The following is a 15680-nucleotide window of genomic DNA, read 5'->3' on the forward strand; positions in this document are numbered from 1 at the left end:
GGCTGCACATGTCCGTCATCGTCACCGGGTCGCCGATGCCGCTGTTCGAGCGGCTGTCGGCGGGTGCGAACGCCCCCTCGGCGCAGTTGCTCCAGGGCGAGCCGCTGCGCCAGTCGGTGGCGCGCGAGCTTGCCCGGCTGCTCAATACGCGCTCGCGGCTGACGGCGGCGCAGTTCCTGGAGTCGGACGGGACCGTGCTCGACTACGGTGTGCCGGACTTCTCCTTCCGCTCGTTCCAGTCGGTGCCGGACTGCGACGCGATTGCGGCGCTGGTTGCGCATGCGATCGCGATGTTCGAGCCGCGCCTGCGCCAGGCGCGCGTACGCTTTGCCGAGCGCGACACCCCGCGCCCGGTCCTGGTGATCGACGGCGAGTTGCCGCTGGGCGCCGCGCCGGTGCGCGTGGCGTTCGAGCTCGCCGCGGCAGGCCAGCCCGCTGACCCGCGCTGGGGCGATCATGGCTGAGGGCATCGCAGACGGTGCCGGCGACGGCGGCATCCTGCCGTACTACAAGCGCGAGCTTGCCTACCTGCGCACGGAAGGCGCCGCGTTTGCCGAGCGCTATCCCAACGTGGCCGCGCGCATTGCGCTGCATGGCACCGAATCGCTCGACCCGCATACCGAGCGCCTGATCGAAGCCACCGCCTTCCTGGCGGCGCGTGTGCATCGCGACCTGGACCAGGTGTTCCCGCAAGTTGCCGCAGCGCTGCTGGAGAACGTGTGCCCGTCGCTGGTGCAGCCGGTGCCGTCGATGACGGTGGTGCAGTTCGATCTCGACGCGGCCCAGGGCAAGGTGACCACCGGCTACGCCGTGCCGCGCCACACCGGCCTGCATGCACGCACCGAGGGCGGCGAGATGTGCCGCTTCCGCACGGCATGGGACACGACGCTGTGGCCGCTGGCGGTCACGCACGCGCGCATGACCGACGACAACGGCCTGCGGCTGACGCTTGAATGCGCCGACGGCGTCGATTTCTCCGAGCTCGGACTGGGAACGCTGCGCATCCATCTGCACGGCGACTGGATGGTGACCGTGCCGTTGTATGAACTGCTGGTCACCAGCGTGGCCGGCGTCAGCGTCGAACCGCCAGATGGCCCGCCGGCGTGGCTGCCCGCCAGCGCGTGGCGCGAGGCCGGCTACGGCCCCGGCGAGAACGTGCTGCCGCAGCCGCCGCATGCGCAGCCGGCCTACGGGCTGATGCAGGAGTACTTCGCCTTCGCGCGCAAGTTTCACTTCTTCGACCTGGACCTGCCCGCCGGCCGGCTTGGCAAGGGCCGCAGCTGCGACGTGGTGCTGCGCCTGCAGCGCAGCGCGCCCGGGCTGGACCGGCTGCATGCCGGCATGTTCCGGCTTGGCTGCGTGCCGGCGATCAACCTGTTCTCGCAGACCAGCGAGCCCATCATGCTCGACCACCGGCACTATGAGTACCGGCTGGTGGCGGACCAGCGCCGCGAGGCGATGACCGAGATCCATTCGATCCGGTCGGTGGTGCTGTCGGATCCGGCCAGCGACCGCTCGCTGGCGGTGCCGCCGTTTGCGGCGGCCACCGACGACCCGGCCGAAGGCGAGCTGTTCTGGCACGCGCGCCGCGAGCCGACCTTGCGGGCCAACCTGTCCGGCACCGACATGTATCTCAGCTTTGTCGATGCGGGCAACGTGCAGCGCCTGCCGGCGGCACCCGTGGTCTATGCCAACGTGCTGTGCACCAATCGCCGGCTCGCGGAGCAGGTGCCGGTGGGGGCGCGCATGGTGCTGGAAGATGTGTCGCAGTACGCGCAGGTGCGCTGCCTCTATGAGCCGACCGTGCAGCGCAATCCGCCGATGGGCAGCGAGACCTTGTGGCCGCTGATCTCGCTGCTGACGCTGCACCACGGCACCCTGGCCGGCGGTGGCACCGGGCGCCATGAGGTGCAGCAGATGCTGCGCCTGTTCGCGGGCGACGGCCACCGCCAGCAGGACCAGGTGCGGGGCATCCGCAGCGTGCGCGCGCGCGGCGCGGCCGCGCACGTGGGCACCGAGGCCTGGCGCGGCTACTGCCGTGGCACCGAGGTCTCGATCGAGTTCGATCCCGATGCCTTTGTCGGCGGCTCGCCGCTGCTGCTGGGAGCGGTGCTGGCGCGCTTCCTTGCGCTGTATGCCTCAGTCAATTCCTTCGTGCGGCTGGTCGTGCGCCGCGGAGACGAGATATGGAAGCAATGGCCCGCGATGACGGGCAGCCAGCAGCTGCTTTGATCGACTGCCTGGCGTCCAACCCGGCCGGCTTCGACCTGTTCCAGGCCATCAGCCTGATTGAACGCGCGGTGCCGGGGGCACAGCCGGTCGGCCGCGGCAACGGCGCCGGGGAGGCGGTGCGCCTGCGCGGACTGGTCTCGCTGGCCTTCCAGCCGCGCGATATCGGCGCGGTGCACGCGTCCACCGAAGGTGCTGGCCGGGGCGGGCGCCCGTTCACGCTGACGACCCCCGTGATGTCGCTGGCGGGGGCAGGCGGGCCGCTGCCGCTGGCCTACACCGAGATGCTGCTTGAGCGCCGCGCCGCGCGCGACCCCGCGATGGGCGACCTGCTCGACAGCTTCAATCACCGCTTCCTGTCCTTCCTGTATCGCGGCCGGCGCAAGCACTCGCCCGCACTGGGCGGCCAGCGCCCGACCGGCGGCACGCTGGCGGCGTGCCTGGATGCGCTCAGCAACCTCGGCTTGCAGCGTGGGCCCTCAACCGCCAATGCACCCGCCGGCGCGGCGCCGTGGCTGCGCCATGCCGGGCTGCTGGGTGCGGCGCCGCGTTCGATGGCGGGGTTGCTGGCCATGCTGGGGGACCGTCTCGGCTTGCGCGTGAGCGGGACGCAGTGTCTCGGCGGCTGGCTGCCGGTTGAAGCCAGCGATGCCGTGCGGCTCGGCGGACGCGGTGCAGCCGGGGGGATCACGCTCGGCGGCGGCGCGGTGCTGGGGCGGCGCACGTGGGACCAGGCCGCCGGCATCAGGCTTGATGTGCAGGTGCCCGGGGCCGAGCGCCTGCGCGCCCTGCTGCCTGGCGGGCGCGACCACGCGCTGGTCGCGGCGCTGGTACGCGCCTATGTGCCGCAACCGCTCGACGTGCGGCTCGCGCTCCATCTCGGCACGCGCCAGCCCGCGGGGCTGGGGCTGGGTGCGCGCCTGGGCTGGACCGCCTGGCTGGCCGGCGGCGCCCAGGCACGGCCCGCGCCGGTGCAACTGGCGTTGCGAGCGCACGCATCCTGACCGGCACAAACATGGACATCGATATCCGCACGCTGCTCAGCCGCCTCAATCCCGAGTGCCGGCACGCGATGGAGCAGGCCGCCCAACTTTGCGTCCGGCAAACGCACTACAGCGTCGACGTCGAGCACCTGCTGCTGCAATTGCTGGAAGGCGGCGCCACGGACCTGCAGGCGGTCCTCGCGCATTTCGACCTCGCGCCCGCGCAGGTGGTGTCGCAGTTGCAGAAGGCGATCGACGGCTTCAAGCGCGGCAACGGCCGCACGCCGGCGCTGTCGCCCAACTTCTCGCCGCTGTTCCAGGAAGCCTGGCTGCTCAGTTCGATGCTGCTCGGCGAACAGCAAGTGCGCGCCGGCACGCTGCTGCTGGCACTGCTGGAGGTGGAAAGCCTGCGCGGCATGCTGCTGGAATCGGCGCCGGCGCTGCTGCGGATTCCGCGTGCGGCGCTGCGCGAGGCCCTGCCAGCGCTGCTGGGGGCATCCGCCATTGGCGGCGGGTCCGGAACCGATGCAATCCCGGCAGCGGCGGCCACGGCAGCGTTCGGCATGCCGCAGCGCGGACCCGGCAGCGGGCAGGCATCGGCGCTGGAGCAGTTCACTGTCGACCTGACTGCGCTGGCGCGAGCCGGCGCGATCGATCCGGTGCGCGGGCGCGACAGTGAAATCCGGCAACTGGTCGATGTGCTGCTGCGCCGCCGCCAGAACAACCCGATCCTGACCGGCGAGGCCGGCGTGGGCAAGACCGCAGTGGTCGAAGGCTTTGCCCAGCGCATCGTCTCCGGCGACGTGCCGCCGGCGCTGCGCCAGGTGTCGGTGCGCTCGCTGGACCTGGCGTTGCTGCAGGCCGGCGCCGGCGTCAAGGGCGAGTTCGAGAACCGGCTCAAGTCCGTGATCGCCGAGGTGGCGGCCTCGCCGGTGCCGGTGATCCTGTTTATCGACGAAGCGCACCAGCTGATCGGCGCCGGCGGCAGCGAAGGGCAGGGCGATGCCGCCAACCTGCTCAAGCCTGCGCTGGCGCGCGGCGAGTTGCGCACCATTGCCGCGACCACCTGGGCCGAGTACAAGAAGTACATCGAGCGTGACCCAGCGCTCGCGCGCCGTTTCCAGATCGTCAAGGTGGACGAGCCGGCCGAGGCCGCGGCCGTGGACATGCTGCGCGGCATGGTGCGCAAGCTTGAAGCGCACCACGGCGTGGAGATCCTCGACGACGCCGTGCGCGACGCGGTCAGGCTGTCGCACCGCTATGTCTCGGGCCGGCAGTTGCCCGACAAGGCCATCAGCGTGCTCGACACCGCCTGCGCCCGCGTGGCGGCCGCGCAGAGCGGCGTGCCCGAGGCGATCGAAGCGCTTGGGCGCTCGATCGAAAGCGCCGAGAACCAACTGCGCATCCTGCGCCATGAGGCCGCCACCGGCAGCGGGCGCGCCGACGAAATCGCTGCCGTCACGCGCCAGCGCGACGAAGCCCGGGCGCAGCACGCGCGGCTCAGCGACAAGCTCGCCACCGAGAAGCTGGCCGTCGAGGAAATCCTGGCCTGGCGCCGCAGGATCGCGGCGTTCCTTGAGCAGGAGAGCCAGGCCGAGGCCGGAGCCGACGGTGCGGCGAGGCATGAGGACGACGACAACGCCGACAGCGCGGAGTCGCTTGGCGCCAGTCTCGCGCGCCTGGAAAAAGGCCTGGAGGCGGTGCAGAACGATGAGCCGATGGTGCCGGTATGCGTGGACTCGGCCGCGGTGGCCGAGGTCATTTCAGGCTGGACCGGTGTCCCGGTCGGCCGCATGCTGGCCGACGAACTGCACACGGTGCTGTACCTGCAGGACAAGCTCGGCGAGCGCGTGGTGGGCCAGGACGAGGCCCTCGACGCGATCGCGCGCCGCATCCGCACGTTCCGCGCCGATCTCGATGACCCGGGCAAGCCGGTCGGCGTGTTCCTGCTGGTCGGACCGAGCGGCGTCGGCAAGACCGAGACCGCGCATGCGCTGGCCGACCTGCTCTACGGCGGCGAGCGCAACATGATCACGGTCAACATGTCGGAGTTCCAGGAGGCCCACAGTGTGTCGGGCCTGAAGGGCGCGCCGCCGGGCTACGTCGGTTACGGCCGGGGTGGCGTGCTGACCGAGGCGGTGCGCCGCCGCCCGTACAGTGTGGTGCTGCTCGACGAGATGGAGAAGGCGCATCCCGACGTGCTGGAGCTGTTCTTCCAGGTCTTCGACAAGGGCGTGATGGAAGACGGCGAAGGCGTGCCGATCGATTTCCGCAACACGGTGATCCTGCTGACCTCGAACGCGGCGCAGGATGTGATCACCGAGGCCTCGCGCGGCGGCCGGCGCCCGCCGCCGCAGGAACTGGTCGAGAAGCTGCGCCCCGCGCTGCTCAGGCAGTTCAGCGCGGCGTTCCTGGCGCGCCTGGTGCTGGTGCCGTACTACCACCTGGGCGATGCGCAGATCCGCAATATCGTCGACCTCAAGCTCACCCGGCTGGCGCAACGCTTCGCGCGCAACCACAACGCGCGCCTGAGCTGGGACGAGGCACTGGCGCAGGCGATCACGCAGCGCTGCACCGAGGTCGACAGCGGCGCGCGCAATGTCGACCATATCCTGACCCAGTCGGTGCTGCCGGAACTGGCGCGGCGCGTGCTGGAGCAGCTGTCGATCTCGGAGCCGTTCGGCGGCGTGCATCTCTCGCTCGACACCGGCGGCGGCGTGGCGTTCCGCTTCCTGCCGCAAGAGGGGCGCTGACGCATGATCCCGACACAGGCCACCCAGGCCGGCAGCTTCGCGACACTGGCCACGCCGTTTGGCGGCGACGTGCTGCTGCTCGATGGCTTTGCCGGGCGCGAGGCAATATCCGAGCTGTTCCGCTTCAGCCTGCGCATGCGCTCGGCGGACAAGGCGCTCGACCCGGGCCGCATCGTGGGCCAGCGCCTTACCGTCACGCTGCAGCACCCGGGCGGCGCGCCCCGCTACCTGAACGGCATCGTCACGCGCTTTGCCCACGCCGGCGCCGACCACAACCATGGCTTCTACACCGCGGAACTGGCGCCGCGGCTGTGGCTGCTGACCCTCGGGCGCGACCGCGCCATCTACCAGAACCTGTCCGCGCCGCAGATCATCCGCCGCGTGCTGCAGTCCTTCGACGTGGCGTTCGAGGCCCGCATCACCGAAACGCGCTACCCGGTGCGCGAGTACTGCGTGCAGTACGACGAAAGCCCGTTCGACTTCATCTCGCGGCTGATGGAGGAGGAAGGCATCTTCTACTTCTTCACCTTCGCGGACGGCGCGCACACCATGGTGCTGGCCGACAGCCCGTCGGCCCACCCGCCCGGCGCGCACTGCGCCGACCTGGCGATGCATGACATGGAGCGCCCGCAGGCCGGCGCGGCACGGATGCTCGCCTTCGGCATGGCGCGCCAGCTTGGCGCCGCGACGCAGGTGCTGGCCGACTACGATTACCTGCAGGCCCGGACTTCGGAGGGCACCGCCCTGGCCGGCGCGGCGCCGGTGGCGCAGCAGTACGTGTTTCCCGGCCGGCACAAGGATGCCGCCGACGCCAGCCGCAAGGCTGCGATCCGGGTCGGCGCGCAGCAGGCCCAGGCGCAGACGGGCATGGGCGAGAGCGCGTGCCACCACCTGGCCGCGGGCATCCGCTTCACGCTGCACGGCCACGTCGATCCCGCGCTCGATATCGCCTACGTGGTGCGCGCGGTGGAGCATGCCTGGAGCGGTGATGCCTATGGCAATACCGTGTCGGTGTTGCCGCTGTCGGTGCCATTCCGCGCGCCGCTCAGCACGCCGCGGCCGCTGGTCGCCGGCACGCACACCGCGACCGTGGCCGGGTCCCAGGGCGAAGAGATCTGGACCGATGCGCATGGCCGCATCAAGCTGAAGTTCCACTGGGACCGTGCGCCCGGCGCTAACCAGGACAGCTCATGCTGGGTCCGCGTGGCGCAGGCCTGGGCCGGCGCCGGCTGGGGCCACCTGTTCCTGCCGCGCGTAGGGCAGGAGGTGGTGGTCGGCTATGTCGATGGCGACCCGGACCGGCCGCTGGTGACCGGCAGCGTCTACAACGGCCAGTCCGGCGTACCGGTGCCGCTGCCGGCCATGCAGACGCAGAGCGTGATCCGTTCGCGCGCATCGAAGGGCGGGTCGGCCGGCAATGAGCTGCGCATGGAAGACAAGGCTGGTGCCGAGGAGCTGTTCCTGCGCGCCCAGCGCGCCATGACGGTTTCGGTGGCAGACACCTTGTCCACCACGGTGGAGGCGGGCGGCGAATCGCACCTGGTCAAGGCCGGCGACCTTGCGCTGGAAGTGCGGTCCGGCAATGAAACGCACAAGGTGAGCGGCACGCGCCAGGTCAAGGCGGATGGCGACGAGACCCACACCAGCGGCGCGGCGTTCGCGCACGACGTTGGCGGCAACTACAAGCTCACGGTGGCCGGCAACCTGGTGATCGAGGTCGGCGGATCGATCGCGTTCAAGGCGGGAACCTCGCTGCAGTGCGAGGCCGGCACCACGCTGAGCAGCAAGGCCGGCACCACCCTGAGCAACGAAGCCATGATGGTCCGGCAGAAGGCGTCGGCCGCGCAGACGGTGGAAAGCGGCGGCATGCTCGAGCTCAAGGGCGCCCTGGTGAAACTGAACTGACCCACGGAACAGAGCCATGACTTTAACTGCCCCGACGCCGCCCGATCCAGGACCCGCCATGGCCGAAGCTTATGACGGCGATGGCCGCTTGGTGTCGCGCGCGCCGCTGGCCGGCGGGCGCCCCCACGGCAGGTTCGAGTGCTTCCATCCGGATGGCTCGCTGCGCCTGGATGCGGAATACGAGCATGGCGAACTGGCGGGGCTGCTGCGTGCCTATGCCGCCGATGGCAGCCTCGAATACGAAGCGCATTATGCCGGCGGCCGCCTGCACGGCATCAGCGCCACCTACCGCAACGGCCGGCTGGAGACGCGCCAGCTGTACGCCGACGGGCAGCTCGCGGGAGAGAGCGTGTGCTACGCGCCGTCCGGCGAGGTGACCGCGCGCTGCGTCTACCGGCAGGGCCGGCTCGAGGACGAGGCCGTCTATGCGCATGAGGGCGCGGTGGTGCGCCGCAGCCGCTACCGCGCCGGCAGGCTCGAGGGCGAGACCCGTGAGTACGGCGCTGGCGGCACGCTGGCGCAGTCGCTGCCGTACCGCAACGACCTGCTGCACGGCATGGCGCGCAGGTTCGACCCGGAAGGCGAGGTCATCGCAGTGCGCAGCTATGCCGACGGCAAGCCCCGGGGCGACTGGCAGGCGATCGCACCCGCCGATGGCGACGATGGCGCGGCAATGCCCGCCGGCTTTGCACAGCGTCTCGAACGCTGGCTGAGGGGTTAGGCATGGCCTTGCAGGTCACCATGGGCGCGACCATGCAGTGCAGCTTCGGGCTGGCGCCGTCCAGCCTGGTCGTGCTGCCGCTGGGCCGCGTGCTGGCCGGCAGCGGTGCGGCCAGCGTGATGGACCACCTGCCGATGGTGAATATCCCGCCCTTCGGCATGTGCAACTGCCTCGGCAACCCGCAGGTGGCCGCGGCCACCGCCGCGGCGCAGGGCGTGCTGACACCGATGCCGTGCGTGCCGGCGACGTCGGCGCCGTGGCTGCCGGGCGCGCCGACCGTGCAGATCGGCGGCGCGCCGGCGCTGCAGGACAGCTCGAAACTGATGTGCGCATGGGGCGGCGTGATCCAGATCGTCGCGCCGGCGCAAGCCACCGTGATGACCCCCTGATGACCGCCGAGGCAAGCATGACCTACGTATTCTCGATGAGCTCGCGCATGGTGACCATCGCCGTGACCTGCGCGGTGCTGCTGTGTGCGCTGCTGTTCCTGATGGGCGTGGAGATCGGCGCCCGCCTGGGGCGGCCTGGCGTACCCCAGCGTGCGGACACCGCACCCATGGCCGTGGCGCCCGCGGCCCCGGCCACTGCCACGCAGCCCGCCGCCACCCAGGCGCCCGCCATTGCCGCTGGCCTTGGCGCGGCTCCGGGCGCGCCCTCGACTCCCTGAAACATGAACCGATTGACGCCATGTCGCTGACTCCCGTCCCTGATTCCCGCCGCGCGGCAACACGCGCGTGGCGCTGGCTGGCGCGCGCCCTCGCGGGCGCCGCGCTTGCCCTGCCGGCCGCTGGCCATGCGCAGGCCACCTACACGCCGGCACCGGCCCACCCGGCGGCATCGTTTGCCGTGCAGGGCGGGATGCCGGAAGGCGCCCCTGGGCCCGTCTCCACGCCGAACGGACTGGTGCTGATGCCTGACGGACGCCTGATGGCGCCGGAGTTCGCCCGCATCGCCAGCCGCGGGGAACTGGTGGTCGCGGTGCTGAAGGTGGACCAGCCCCCGTTCTTCCAGGAGCGCAACGGCGAGCTGAGCGGGCTCGATATCGACCTCGCGCGCGAGCTTGCGCGCAAGCTCAACGTGCGGGTGCGCTTCAACCGCGACGCCACCACCTTCGACGGGGTGGTCAAGCTGCTGGCGCAGGGGCAGGCCGACGTGGCCATCAGCAAGCTGTCGCGCACGCTGCCGCGCATGCAGATCATCAGCTTCAGCACACCCTACCTGCGGCTGAACCGCGCGCTGCTGCTCAATCGCGTCAAGTTCGCTCAGATGGCACGCGGCCGGCCGGTGCCGGAGGTGATCCGCGCCTATGACAGCTCGATTGGCGTGGTCGGCAATTCGTCGTACTCGGAGTATGTGGTGAACAATTTCCCCAAGGCCTACGTGACGGCTTATCCAACCTGGGATGAAGCCCTGAAGGCGCTGAACGACGGCCGCGTCGCCGCGGTGTACCGCGACGAGTTCGAGGTCAAGCGCGTGCTCAAGGCGGATCCGACCGCGGCGCTGCGCCTGCGCGTGGTGACGCTGCAGGATCTTGAGGACACGCTGGGCATCGCCGTCAATGTGTCGGCGCCGGCGCTGCTGGGCTTTGTCAACCAGTTCCTCGCCGAGCGGCCCAAGCGGCTCGAGGTGGCGGACGTGCTGCAGGCGGCCACGCGATGAGCGCGCCCGCCATGAAGCCGGGCGCGGCCCAGGCACAGCGCGCCGCGTCCATGAAGCTGGATGCCGGCAAGCTCTACGCCATTGCCCTCAATCCGTGGGTGGTGATCGGCAGCCTGGCGCTGGGCGGCGCCACCGGGCTGCTCTGGCCCGCGCTGGCCCGGCATCTGGGCGTGGTGGGCGATGTCTACGTGGACCTGCTCAAGATGACCACGCTGCCGTTCATGGTGTCGGCGGTGATCTTCAGCCTGCAGCGGCTTTTCCGCGACGGCGGGGCCTCGCGGCTGATGATCCGCGTGGTGACGGTGTTCGTCGGCGCGTCGCTGCTGGTGGCGCTGGTGTCGGCACTGGTGCTGATCGTGATGCGCCCGGGCAGCAACCTGTCGAGCGCCACCATGGAGACCTTCGGCGCGATGGTGGGCAGCGATGCCAGGTCCAGCGATACGGTGATGAACCTCTACGGCGAGGATATCCAGGAGAAGTCGCTGAGCCTGTCCGAAGTCCTGACCAGCCTGATCCCGACCAACATCTTTGCCGCGCTCGCCAATGGCGACGCCCTCAAGGCCCTGGTGTTCGCGCTGATGTTCGGCCTGGCCGTGGGGCGCGTGCCCGAGCGCATTTCGATCGGGCTGAGCCTGTCGCTGGAGACGGTCTACCACGCCTGCCAGAAGCTGATGCACTGGCTCAGCTATCCGCTGCCCGTGATCCTGTTCTGCATGAGCGCGGCGCAGCTGGGCAAGTCCGGCCTGGAACCGCTGCAGGCAATGATGCAGTTCGTGCTGGCGTTCTCCATTGCGTCGGTGCTGCTGCTGGCGCTGGCGGTCGGGATCATCTGGAAGCGCTCCAACCAGAGCCTGGGCGCGACGCTGGACGCGCTGCGCTCGCCGTTTGCGCTGGCGCTGGCCACACGCAACAGCGCAGCCTGCATGCCCAGCATGATCGAGTGCCTGGTCGACCGGCTCGGCTTTGCCCGGGTGCGCGTGGAACTGCTGGTGCCGCTGGCGATCTCGCTGCTGCGCGTGGGGCCGATGGTCTATTACGTCTGCGCCACGCTGTTCATCGCGCAGCTCTACGGCCACCCGCTGGGCCTGGTCGATATCGCCACGGTGCTGCTGGCCTCGGTGCTGGCGGGCTTTGCCTCGGCCGGCATGACGGGCCTGGTGATCGTTTCGCTGGTCGGCATGACCTGTGCCTATCTTGGCCTGCCGTTCGAGGCCGCATTCATTCTTTTCCTTGCCGTCGACCCGGTCTGCGACATGCTGCGCACGCTGATCCTGGTGGTCGGCAATACCGCGGCGGTGTCGGTGATCTGCCCGCGGCCGCTGAAGCTTTAGGGTCGGTTCATATGAACAACGGAAGTACTGGCATGACCATGATCGGGGTGCTGGGCGGCATGGGGCCGCTGGCGACGGTGGATTTCCTTGATCGCGTGGTGCGGCTCACCGATGCCGCGCGTGACCAGGACCACCTGCCGATGGTGGTGGCGCACCTGCCGCAGACCCCGGACCGCTCGCGCTCGATCCTGGCTGGCGATGCCTTGCCGCTGCCCTACCTGCTGCGCGGCATCGAGCTGCTCAACCGCAACCAGGTGGGGCTGGTGGTGATCCCGTGCAATACCTCGCACCACTGGTATGCGCAACTGAGCGCGCACAGCGCGGCGCCGATCCTGCATATCGCGCGGACTTGCGTGGCGGCCCTGCCTGCCGATACCGGCAGCGTGGCCATCCTGGCCACGCGCGGTGCGCTGGCCTCGGGCATCTACCAGGAAGCGCTCGGCGCGCGCGGGATCGGGGCGGTGGTGCCGCCGGAGCCGGTGCAGCTGCAGGTCGATGCCTGCATCCGGGCGGTCAAGGCCGGCGCCCTGGACCAGGCCGGCGAGGCGCTCGGCAGCGCGCTGGCGCGGCTCGCGGCGCTCGGCGTCGGCGCCGCGATCATGGGCTGCACGGAAATCCCGGTGGCGGCGCGCGGCCTGGCCGCGCCGCCGCTCATGCTGGTCGACAGCACCAACGAGCTGGCACGGGCGACAGTGGCGTTCGCGCTGGCGCGCGGCTGGAACAAGGCCGCATGAAAGCCCTGAACTGGCTCTCGCACAGCGTGCCCGGGCTGCTCTTGTGCCTGGTGGCGGGCGCGCTCGCCGGCACGGTGGCTGGGCCGCTGGGCCGCTTTGCATGGCTGGTAGGACAGCTCTACCTGTCGGTGGTGAACATGGCCGCGGTGCCGCTGCTGGTGGTGGCCACCTTCTTCGGCCTGCGCCAGGTGCTGGCGCTGCCGCGCGCCGGGGCGCGTTTCGGCGCCATCTTCGGCACGGCTGCCGGGGTGGTGGGGGTGTGCGCGCTGGCCGGCGCGCTGGCGGGGGTGCTGGCCGCGCCGGGCGCGGAACTCTCTGCCCGGGCCAGCGAAAAGCTTGGCGCGCTGATCCTCAGCGGCGTGGCCGATGGCGGCGAGGTGCGCGTGGACCTGCATGGCAAGGCCGGGGCCAATACGGACAAGCCGCCGCACGCGCTCGGGGACATCATTCCCGACAACTTCTACCGCGCACTGGCGCATGGCCAGACGCTGGGCGTGCTCACCGGGACGCTGCTGTTCGGGCTTGCCTTCGCGGCGCTGTCGCGCGAGCAGACCGGCATGCTGAGCAATGTGTTCGAAGGGATCTACCGCACCTTCGAGCAGATCATCGCCCATGCCAACTTGCTGATCCCGGTGCTGGCATTCGGGCTTGCGGCCCATCTGTCGATGCATGCCGACCGCGCCACCATGGGCGCGATGGCCGGGGTGCTGGTCACGTTCCTGATGCTCTGCCTGCTGCTCAGCGGCGTGGCCGCGGCCGCGATTGCCGCCTGCGCGCGGCTGCCGTTCTCGCAGGTGGTGACCGAGCTGAATGGCTCCATGCTGGTCGGCCTGGCCTCAGGCAGTGCCACCGCGCCGATCCCGCACACGATCGAGGCCATGAGCGCGCGGCTGGGTTTTCCGCGCGGGCTGGTGGAGCTGGTGGTGCCCCTGGGCGCGGTGTTCGTGCGCGGGGGCTCGGCGCTGTACTTCGCGCTGGTCACGGTGTTCGTCGCCAACCTGTACGGGCGCCCCGTGGGCGCCGGTGACGTGGCATGGATCGCGATGGCCGCCACCATCGCGGCCTGGCTCTCGGCCGGGCAGGGCGGCCTGGGAACGATCGCCTATGCGGGCGTTGCGCTCTCGGTGCTGCAGTTGCCGGCGGAGGCAGCCGCGGTGTTGCTGCTGGCGATCGACCCGATCTGCGACGGCCCGCGCAATGCCTTGAGCCTGGTCTGCACCTGCGCGGTGATTGCGCTGGTGTCGGTGGGCCTGCCGATGGAGCGCGTCGCGGCGCAGCGGACGGAGGGCGTGGATGGGCGCGCCGGCGTGCCGGGCCCACGGCTGCCCGCCGCACAGGCCGCGGCGGTGCGGCTGGTGCTGACGCGCGCGCAACTGGCGCTGGCCAGCGCCAGCGCGCTGCTGGCCGCGCTGCTGATCGTGCTGATGGGCATCGGGGTGGGTGCGAAATGATGCCGCATCCGCAACCACGAAGGAGTCTGATGATGACGACGCCCGTGCATCTCTTGTCCCTGCGCCGCGCCGGCACGCTGCTGGCGGCGGCTGCGCTCGCTGGCCTGCTCGGGGGCTGCGCGGCCTCTTCATGGCTGGGCTTCAAGGGGGACAAGGTCAAATGGAAGCAAGTCACGCTGACGGCGGCGGCGGATGCCAACGGCAACAGCCCGGTGGCCGTCGACGTGGTGCTGGTCAGCGACGAGGCCCTGCAGGCCCGGCTGGCAGAACTGCCCGCGGCCAAGTGGTTTGCCGGGCGCAGCGACCTGGGCAGCACCTATCCGAGCGGGCTGCGTTATCGCAGTTGGGAACTGGTGCCCGGCCAGCGGCTGGACGTGCCGGCCGAAGACCTGGAGGGGCCGCGCGTCGCCGCGGCCTATGTGTTCGCCAACTACCAGGCGCCGGGCGCGCATCGCGCCCGCGTCGAGCAATTCAACGGCACGCTTGCCGTGCAGCTCGACAGCGCCGCCTTTACCGTGCTTGTGACCAAATGAACCTGTTTTTTCCTGCCACGGCCGCGTACGGCCCGGGAGCCCCCCATGTCTGAGCGCGCGCTGCCGGTCGATCGGGTTGAATGGCATGAGGGCATGCTGCTGGCGCCCCAGCATCTCCAGCTGCTGGCCGGGCGGCTCGATTCGCTGGTGGCGTGGCAGACGCTGGCGGCCGCACCGTTTGGCTGGGGCGTGCGCCGGCTGGAGTTCGACGCCGGGCTGCTGCCGGCGGGCGTGGTGCGCGTGCTGCAGCTCGAAGCCATCATGCCGGACGGCACGGCCGTATCCTACGCGCGCGACGATGCCCGCCAGCCGCCGCTGGAGCTGGCGCTCGAACCGTTTGCCGACGCGCTTGCCGGCGGCATGCTGGCGCTTTACCTGACCCTGCCGGTGGCGGCCGCAAACCGCAAGGACGGGCAGGTGCGGCGGTTCCGCTCGGTGGCGGGCGCCCCGGTGGAGGACGAAGTGTCCGAGGCGCCGCCCGCCGACATCCCGCGCCTGCTGCCAGGCCTGGCACTCGATGCCGGCGCCAGGCCGTCGCCGCTCCATGTGTCGCTGTGCCTGGGCGCGGTCTACAAGGACAACGAGATCGTGCGGCTCGGCGACCGCCTGCCGCCGTTGCTGGAGGTGGCACGCGGCAGCGCGCTGTGGACGGCGGTGGCGTCGCTGGTGGCCCAGCTGCGCGGCAAGGCCGCGTTCGTGGCCAAGCAGACCGCGATCCCGTCATCCCGGGCGGACGACCGCCTGACCCAGCTGGAACTGAAGGACCGCTTGCGCAGCCTGGTCAGCGCGCTGCCGCTGCTGGAGGCGGTGTTGCGCACGCCGCATCTGCACCCGCTCGCACTCTACCTGGCGCTGGCCTCGGTGCTGGGCTCGCTCAGCCTGCTCAAGCCGGGCGGCCTGCCGCCGGTGCCGGATGACTATGACCACGCCGACCCCATGGCCGTGTTCACGCCGCTGCTGCGCGCGCTGCGCGAGACCCTGGCCGAGGTCAGCGAAGAGTACCGCGAGCACAAGTTCGAGTTCCGCCACGGCGCGTTCGACATCGTGCTGCAGCCGGACTGGATCGGCGAGCGCCTGGTGGTGGGCCTGCGCGGGCAATCAGAGCGCGACCTGCTGGCGTGGATGTCGGGCGCTGTGGTGGGCTCGCAGTCGGTCTACCCGTCGCTGCGCACGCGGCGCGTACTGGGCGCGGTGCGCCGTGTGGTCGAGCATGCCGAGGACCTTGGGGTGCGTTCCGGCTCGGGTTACCTGTTGTTCGAGATCGAAGCCGATCCCGCGCTGGTCCATGCCAGCGAGGCGATGGTGATTGGCAATCCCAATGAAGGCGCCAGCGTGCAGCGGCCGCAGGAAATGCTGCTGTTCGTCAAGGGCTGACGGCAGA

The 15680-nt window shown here is 70.6% G+C and carries 14 protein-coding genes; all 14 read left to right on the forward strand.

Annotated elements, in window-relative coordinates; all coding sequences use genetic code 11:
- The first annotated feature begins 8 nt into the window (after positions 1-8).
- Genes tssE through tssK form a run of 14 tightly spaced genes read left to right on the forward strand, consistent with a single transcriptional unit; the run spans position 9 to position 15673 of the window.
- Positions 9-464: a type VI secretion system baseplate subunit TssE gene (gene tssE, locus AC3WVS_RS08745; RefSeq protein ID WP_492318275.1), complete on the forward strand. Its 456-nt coding sequence runs from the start codon at positions 9-11 to the stop codon at positions 462-464.
- Positions 457-2232 carry a type VI secretion system baseplate subunit TssF gene (gene tssF / locus AC3WVS_RS08750; protein WP_492318276.1) on the forward strand — a complete coding sequence of 592 codons (1776 nt, stop codon included), beginning with the start codon at positions 457-459 and terminating at the stop codon, positions 2230-2232. Before tssE ends, tssF begins: the two co-directional genes overlap by 8 nt.
- Positions 2187-3233: a type VI secretion system baseplate subunit TssG gene (gene tssG, locus AC3WVS_RS08755; protein ID WP_492318277.1), complete on the forward strand. Its 1047-nt coding sequence runs from the start codon at positions 2187-2189 to the stop codon at positions 3231-3233. Before tssF ends, tssG begins: the two co-directional genes overlap by 46 nt.
- A gap of 11 nt (positions 3234-3244) precedes the next feature.
- Positions 3245-5965, forward strand: a complete 2721-nt coding sequence (tssH, locus tag AC3WVS_RS08760) for a type VI secretion system ATPase TssH (protein ID WP_492318278.1) — start codon at positions 3245-3247, stop codon at positions 5963-5965.
- Between the two features lie 3 nt (positions 5966-5968).
- A complete protein-coding gene (gene tssI / locus AC3WVS_RS08765) occupies positions 5969-7870 on the forward strand; it encodes a type VI secretion system tip protein TssI/VgrG (protein ID WP_492318279.1) in 1902 nt (633 codons plus the stop codon).
- 58 nt (positions 7871-7928) lie between these two features.
- Positions 7929-8591: a toxin-antitoxin system YwqK family antitoxin gene (locus AC3WVS_RS08770; RefSeq protein WP_492318280.1), complete on the forward strand. Its 663-nt coding sequence runs from the start codon at positions 7929-7931 to the stop codon at positions 8589-8591.
- A 2-nt stretch (positions 8592-8593) separates the two neighbouring features.
- Positions 8594-8980, forward strand: coding sequence for a DUF4280 domain-containing protein (locus AC3WVS_RS08775; RefSeq protein WP_492318281.1), 387 nt, complete (start codon positions 8594-8596; stop codon positions 8978-8980).
- Positions 8981-8997: 17 nt separating this feature from the next.
- Positions 8998-9258: a hypothetical protein gene (locus tag AC3WVS_RS08780; RefSeq protein WP_492318282.1), complete on the forward strand. Its 261-nt coding sequence runs from the start codon at positions 8998-9000 to the stop codon at positions 9256-9258.
- Positions 9259-9278: 20 nt separating this feature from the next.
- Positions 9279-10250, forward strand: coding sequence for a substrate-binding periplasmic protein (locus AC3WVS_RS08785; protein ID WP_492318283.1), 972 nt, complete (start codon positions 9279-9281; stop codon positions 10248-10250).
- Positions 10251-10300: 50 nt separating this feature from the next.
- A complete protein-coding gene (locus tag AC3WVS_RS08790; protein WP_369798934.1) occupies positions 10301-11581 on the forward strand; it encodes a dicarboxylate/amino acid:cation symporter in 1281 nt (426 codons plus the stop codon).
- A gap of 32 nt (positions 11582-11613) precedes the next feature.
- The gene (gene cuyB, locus AC3WVS_RS08795; protein ID WP_492318284.1) at positions 11614-12315 is read left to right on the forward strand and encodes a cysteate racemase; all 702 of its coding nucleotides are present in this window, start codon (positions 11614-11616) and stop codon (positions 12313-12315) included.
- Positions 12312-13766 (forward strand): dicarboxylate/amino acid:cation symporter, encoded by a 1455-nt coding sequence (locus tag AC3WVS_RS08800; RefSeq protein ID WP_492318285.1) that lies wholly within the window; start codon positions 12312-12314, stop codon positions 13764-13766. The genes cuyB and AC3WVS_RS08800 overlap by 4 nt, the downstream gene beginning before the upstream one ends.
- A 29-nt stretch (positions 13767-13795) precedes the next feature.
- Positions 13796-14299 (forward strand): hypothetical protein, encoded by a 504-nt coding sequence (locus AC3WVS_RS08805; RefSeq protein WP_492318286.1) that lies wholly within the window; start codon positions 13796-13798, stop codon positions 14297-14299.
- Between the two features lie 45 nt (positions 14300-14344).
- The gene (tssK, locus tag AC3WVS_RS08810) at positions 14345-15673 is read left to right on the forward strand and encodes a type VI secretion system baseplate subunit TssK (protein ID WP_492318287.1); all 1329 of its coding nucleotides are present in this window, start codon (positions 14345-14347) and stop codon (positions 15671-15673) included.
- Positions 15674-15680: the final 7 nt, after the last annotated feature.

The organism is Cupriavidus sp. CPT47-8839-RL05A (assembly GCF_058792255.1).

Excerpts from the sequence above, each read along its gene's own strand:
- tssE (WP_492318275.1), top strand. The coding sequence starts at position 9 with ATGTCCGTCATCGTCACCGGGTCGCCGATGCCGCTGTTCGAGCGGCTG.
- tssF (WP_492318276.1), top strand. The coding sequence starts at position 457 with ATGGCTGAGGGCATCGCAGACGGTGCCGGCGACGGCGGCATCCTGCCG.
- tssG (WP_492318277.1), top strand. The coding sequence starts at position 2,187 with ATGGAAGCAATGGCCCGCGATGACGGGCAGCCAGCAGCTGCTTTGATC.
- tssH (WP_492318278.1), top strand. The coding sequence starts at position 3,245 with ATGGACATCGATATCCGCACGCTGCTCAGCCGCCTCAATCCCGAGTGC.
- tssI (WP_492318279.1), top strand. The coding sequence starts at position 5,969 with ATGATCCCGACACAGGCCACCCAGGCCGGCAGCTTCGCGACACTGGCC.
- AC3WVS_RS08770 (WP_492318280.1), top strand. The coding sequence starts at position 7,929 with ATGGCCGAAGCTTATGACGGCGATGGCCGCTTGGTGTCGCGCGCGCCG.
- AC3WVS_RS08775 (WP_492318281.1), top strand. The coding sequence starts at position 8,594 with ATGGCCTTGCAGGTCACCATGGGCGCGACCATGCAGTGCAGCTTCGGG.
- AC3WVS_RS08780 (WP_492318282.1), top strand. The coding sequence starts at position 8,998 with ATGACCTACGTATTCTCGATGAGCTCGCGCATGGTGACCATCGCCGTG.
- AC3WVS_RS08785 (WP_492318283.1), top strand. The coding sequence starts at position 9,279 with ATGTCGCTGACTCCCGTCCCTGATTCCCGCCGCGCGGCAACACGCGCG.
- AC3WVS_RS08790 (WP_369798934.1), top strand. The coding sequence starts at position 10,301 with ATGAAGCTGGATGCCGGCAAGCTCTACGCCATTGCCCTCAATCCGTGG.
- cuyB (WP_492318284.1), top strand. The coding sequence starts at position 11,614 with ATGACCATGATCGGGGTGCTGGGCGGCATGGGGCCGCTGGCGACGGTG.
- AC3WVS_RS08800 (WP_492318285.1), top strand. The coding sequence starts at position 12,312 with ATGAAAGCCCTGAACTGGCTCTCGCACAGCGTGCCCGGGCTGCTCTTG.
- AC3WVS_RS08805 (WP_492318286.1), top strand. The coding sequence starts at position 13,796 with ATGATGACGACGCCCGTGCATCTCTTGTCCCTGCGCCGCGCCGGCACG.
- tssK (WP_492318287.1), top strand. The coding sequence starts at position 14,345 with ATGTCTGAGCGCGCGCTGCCGGTCGATCGGGTTGAATGGCATGAGGGC.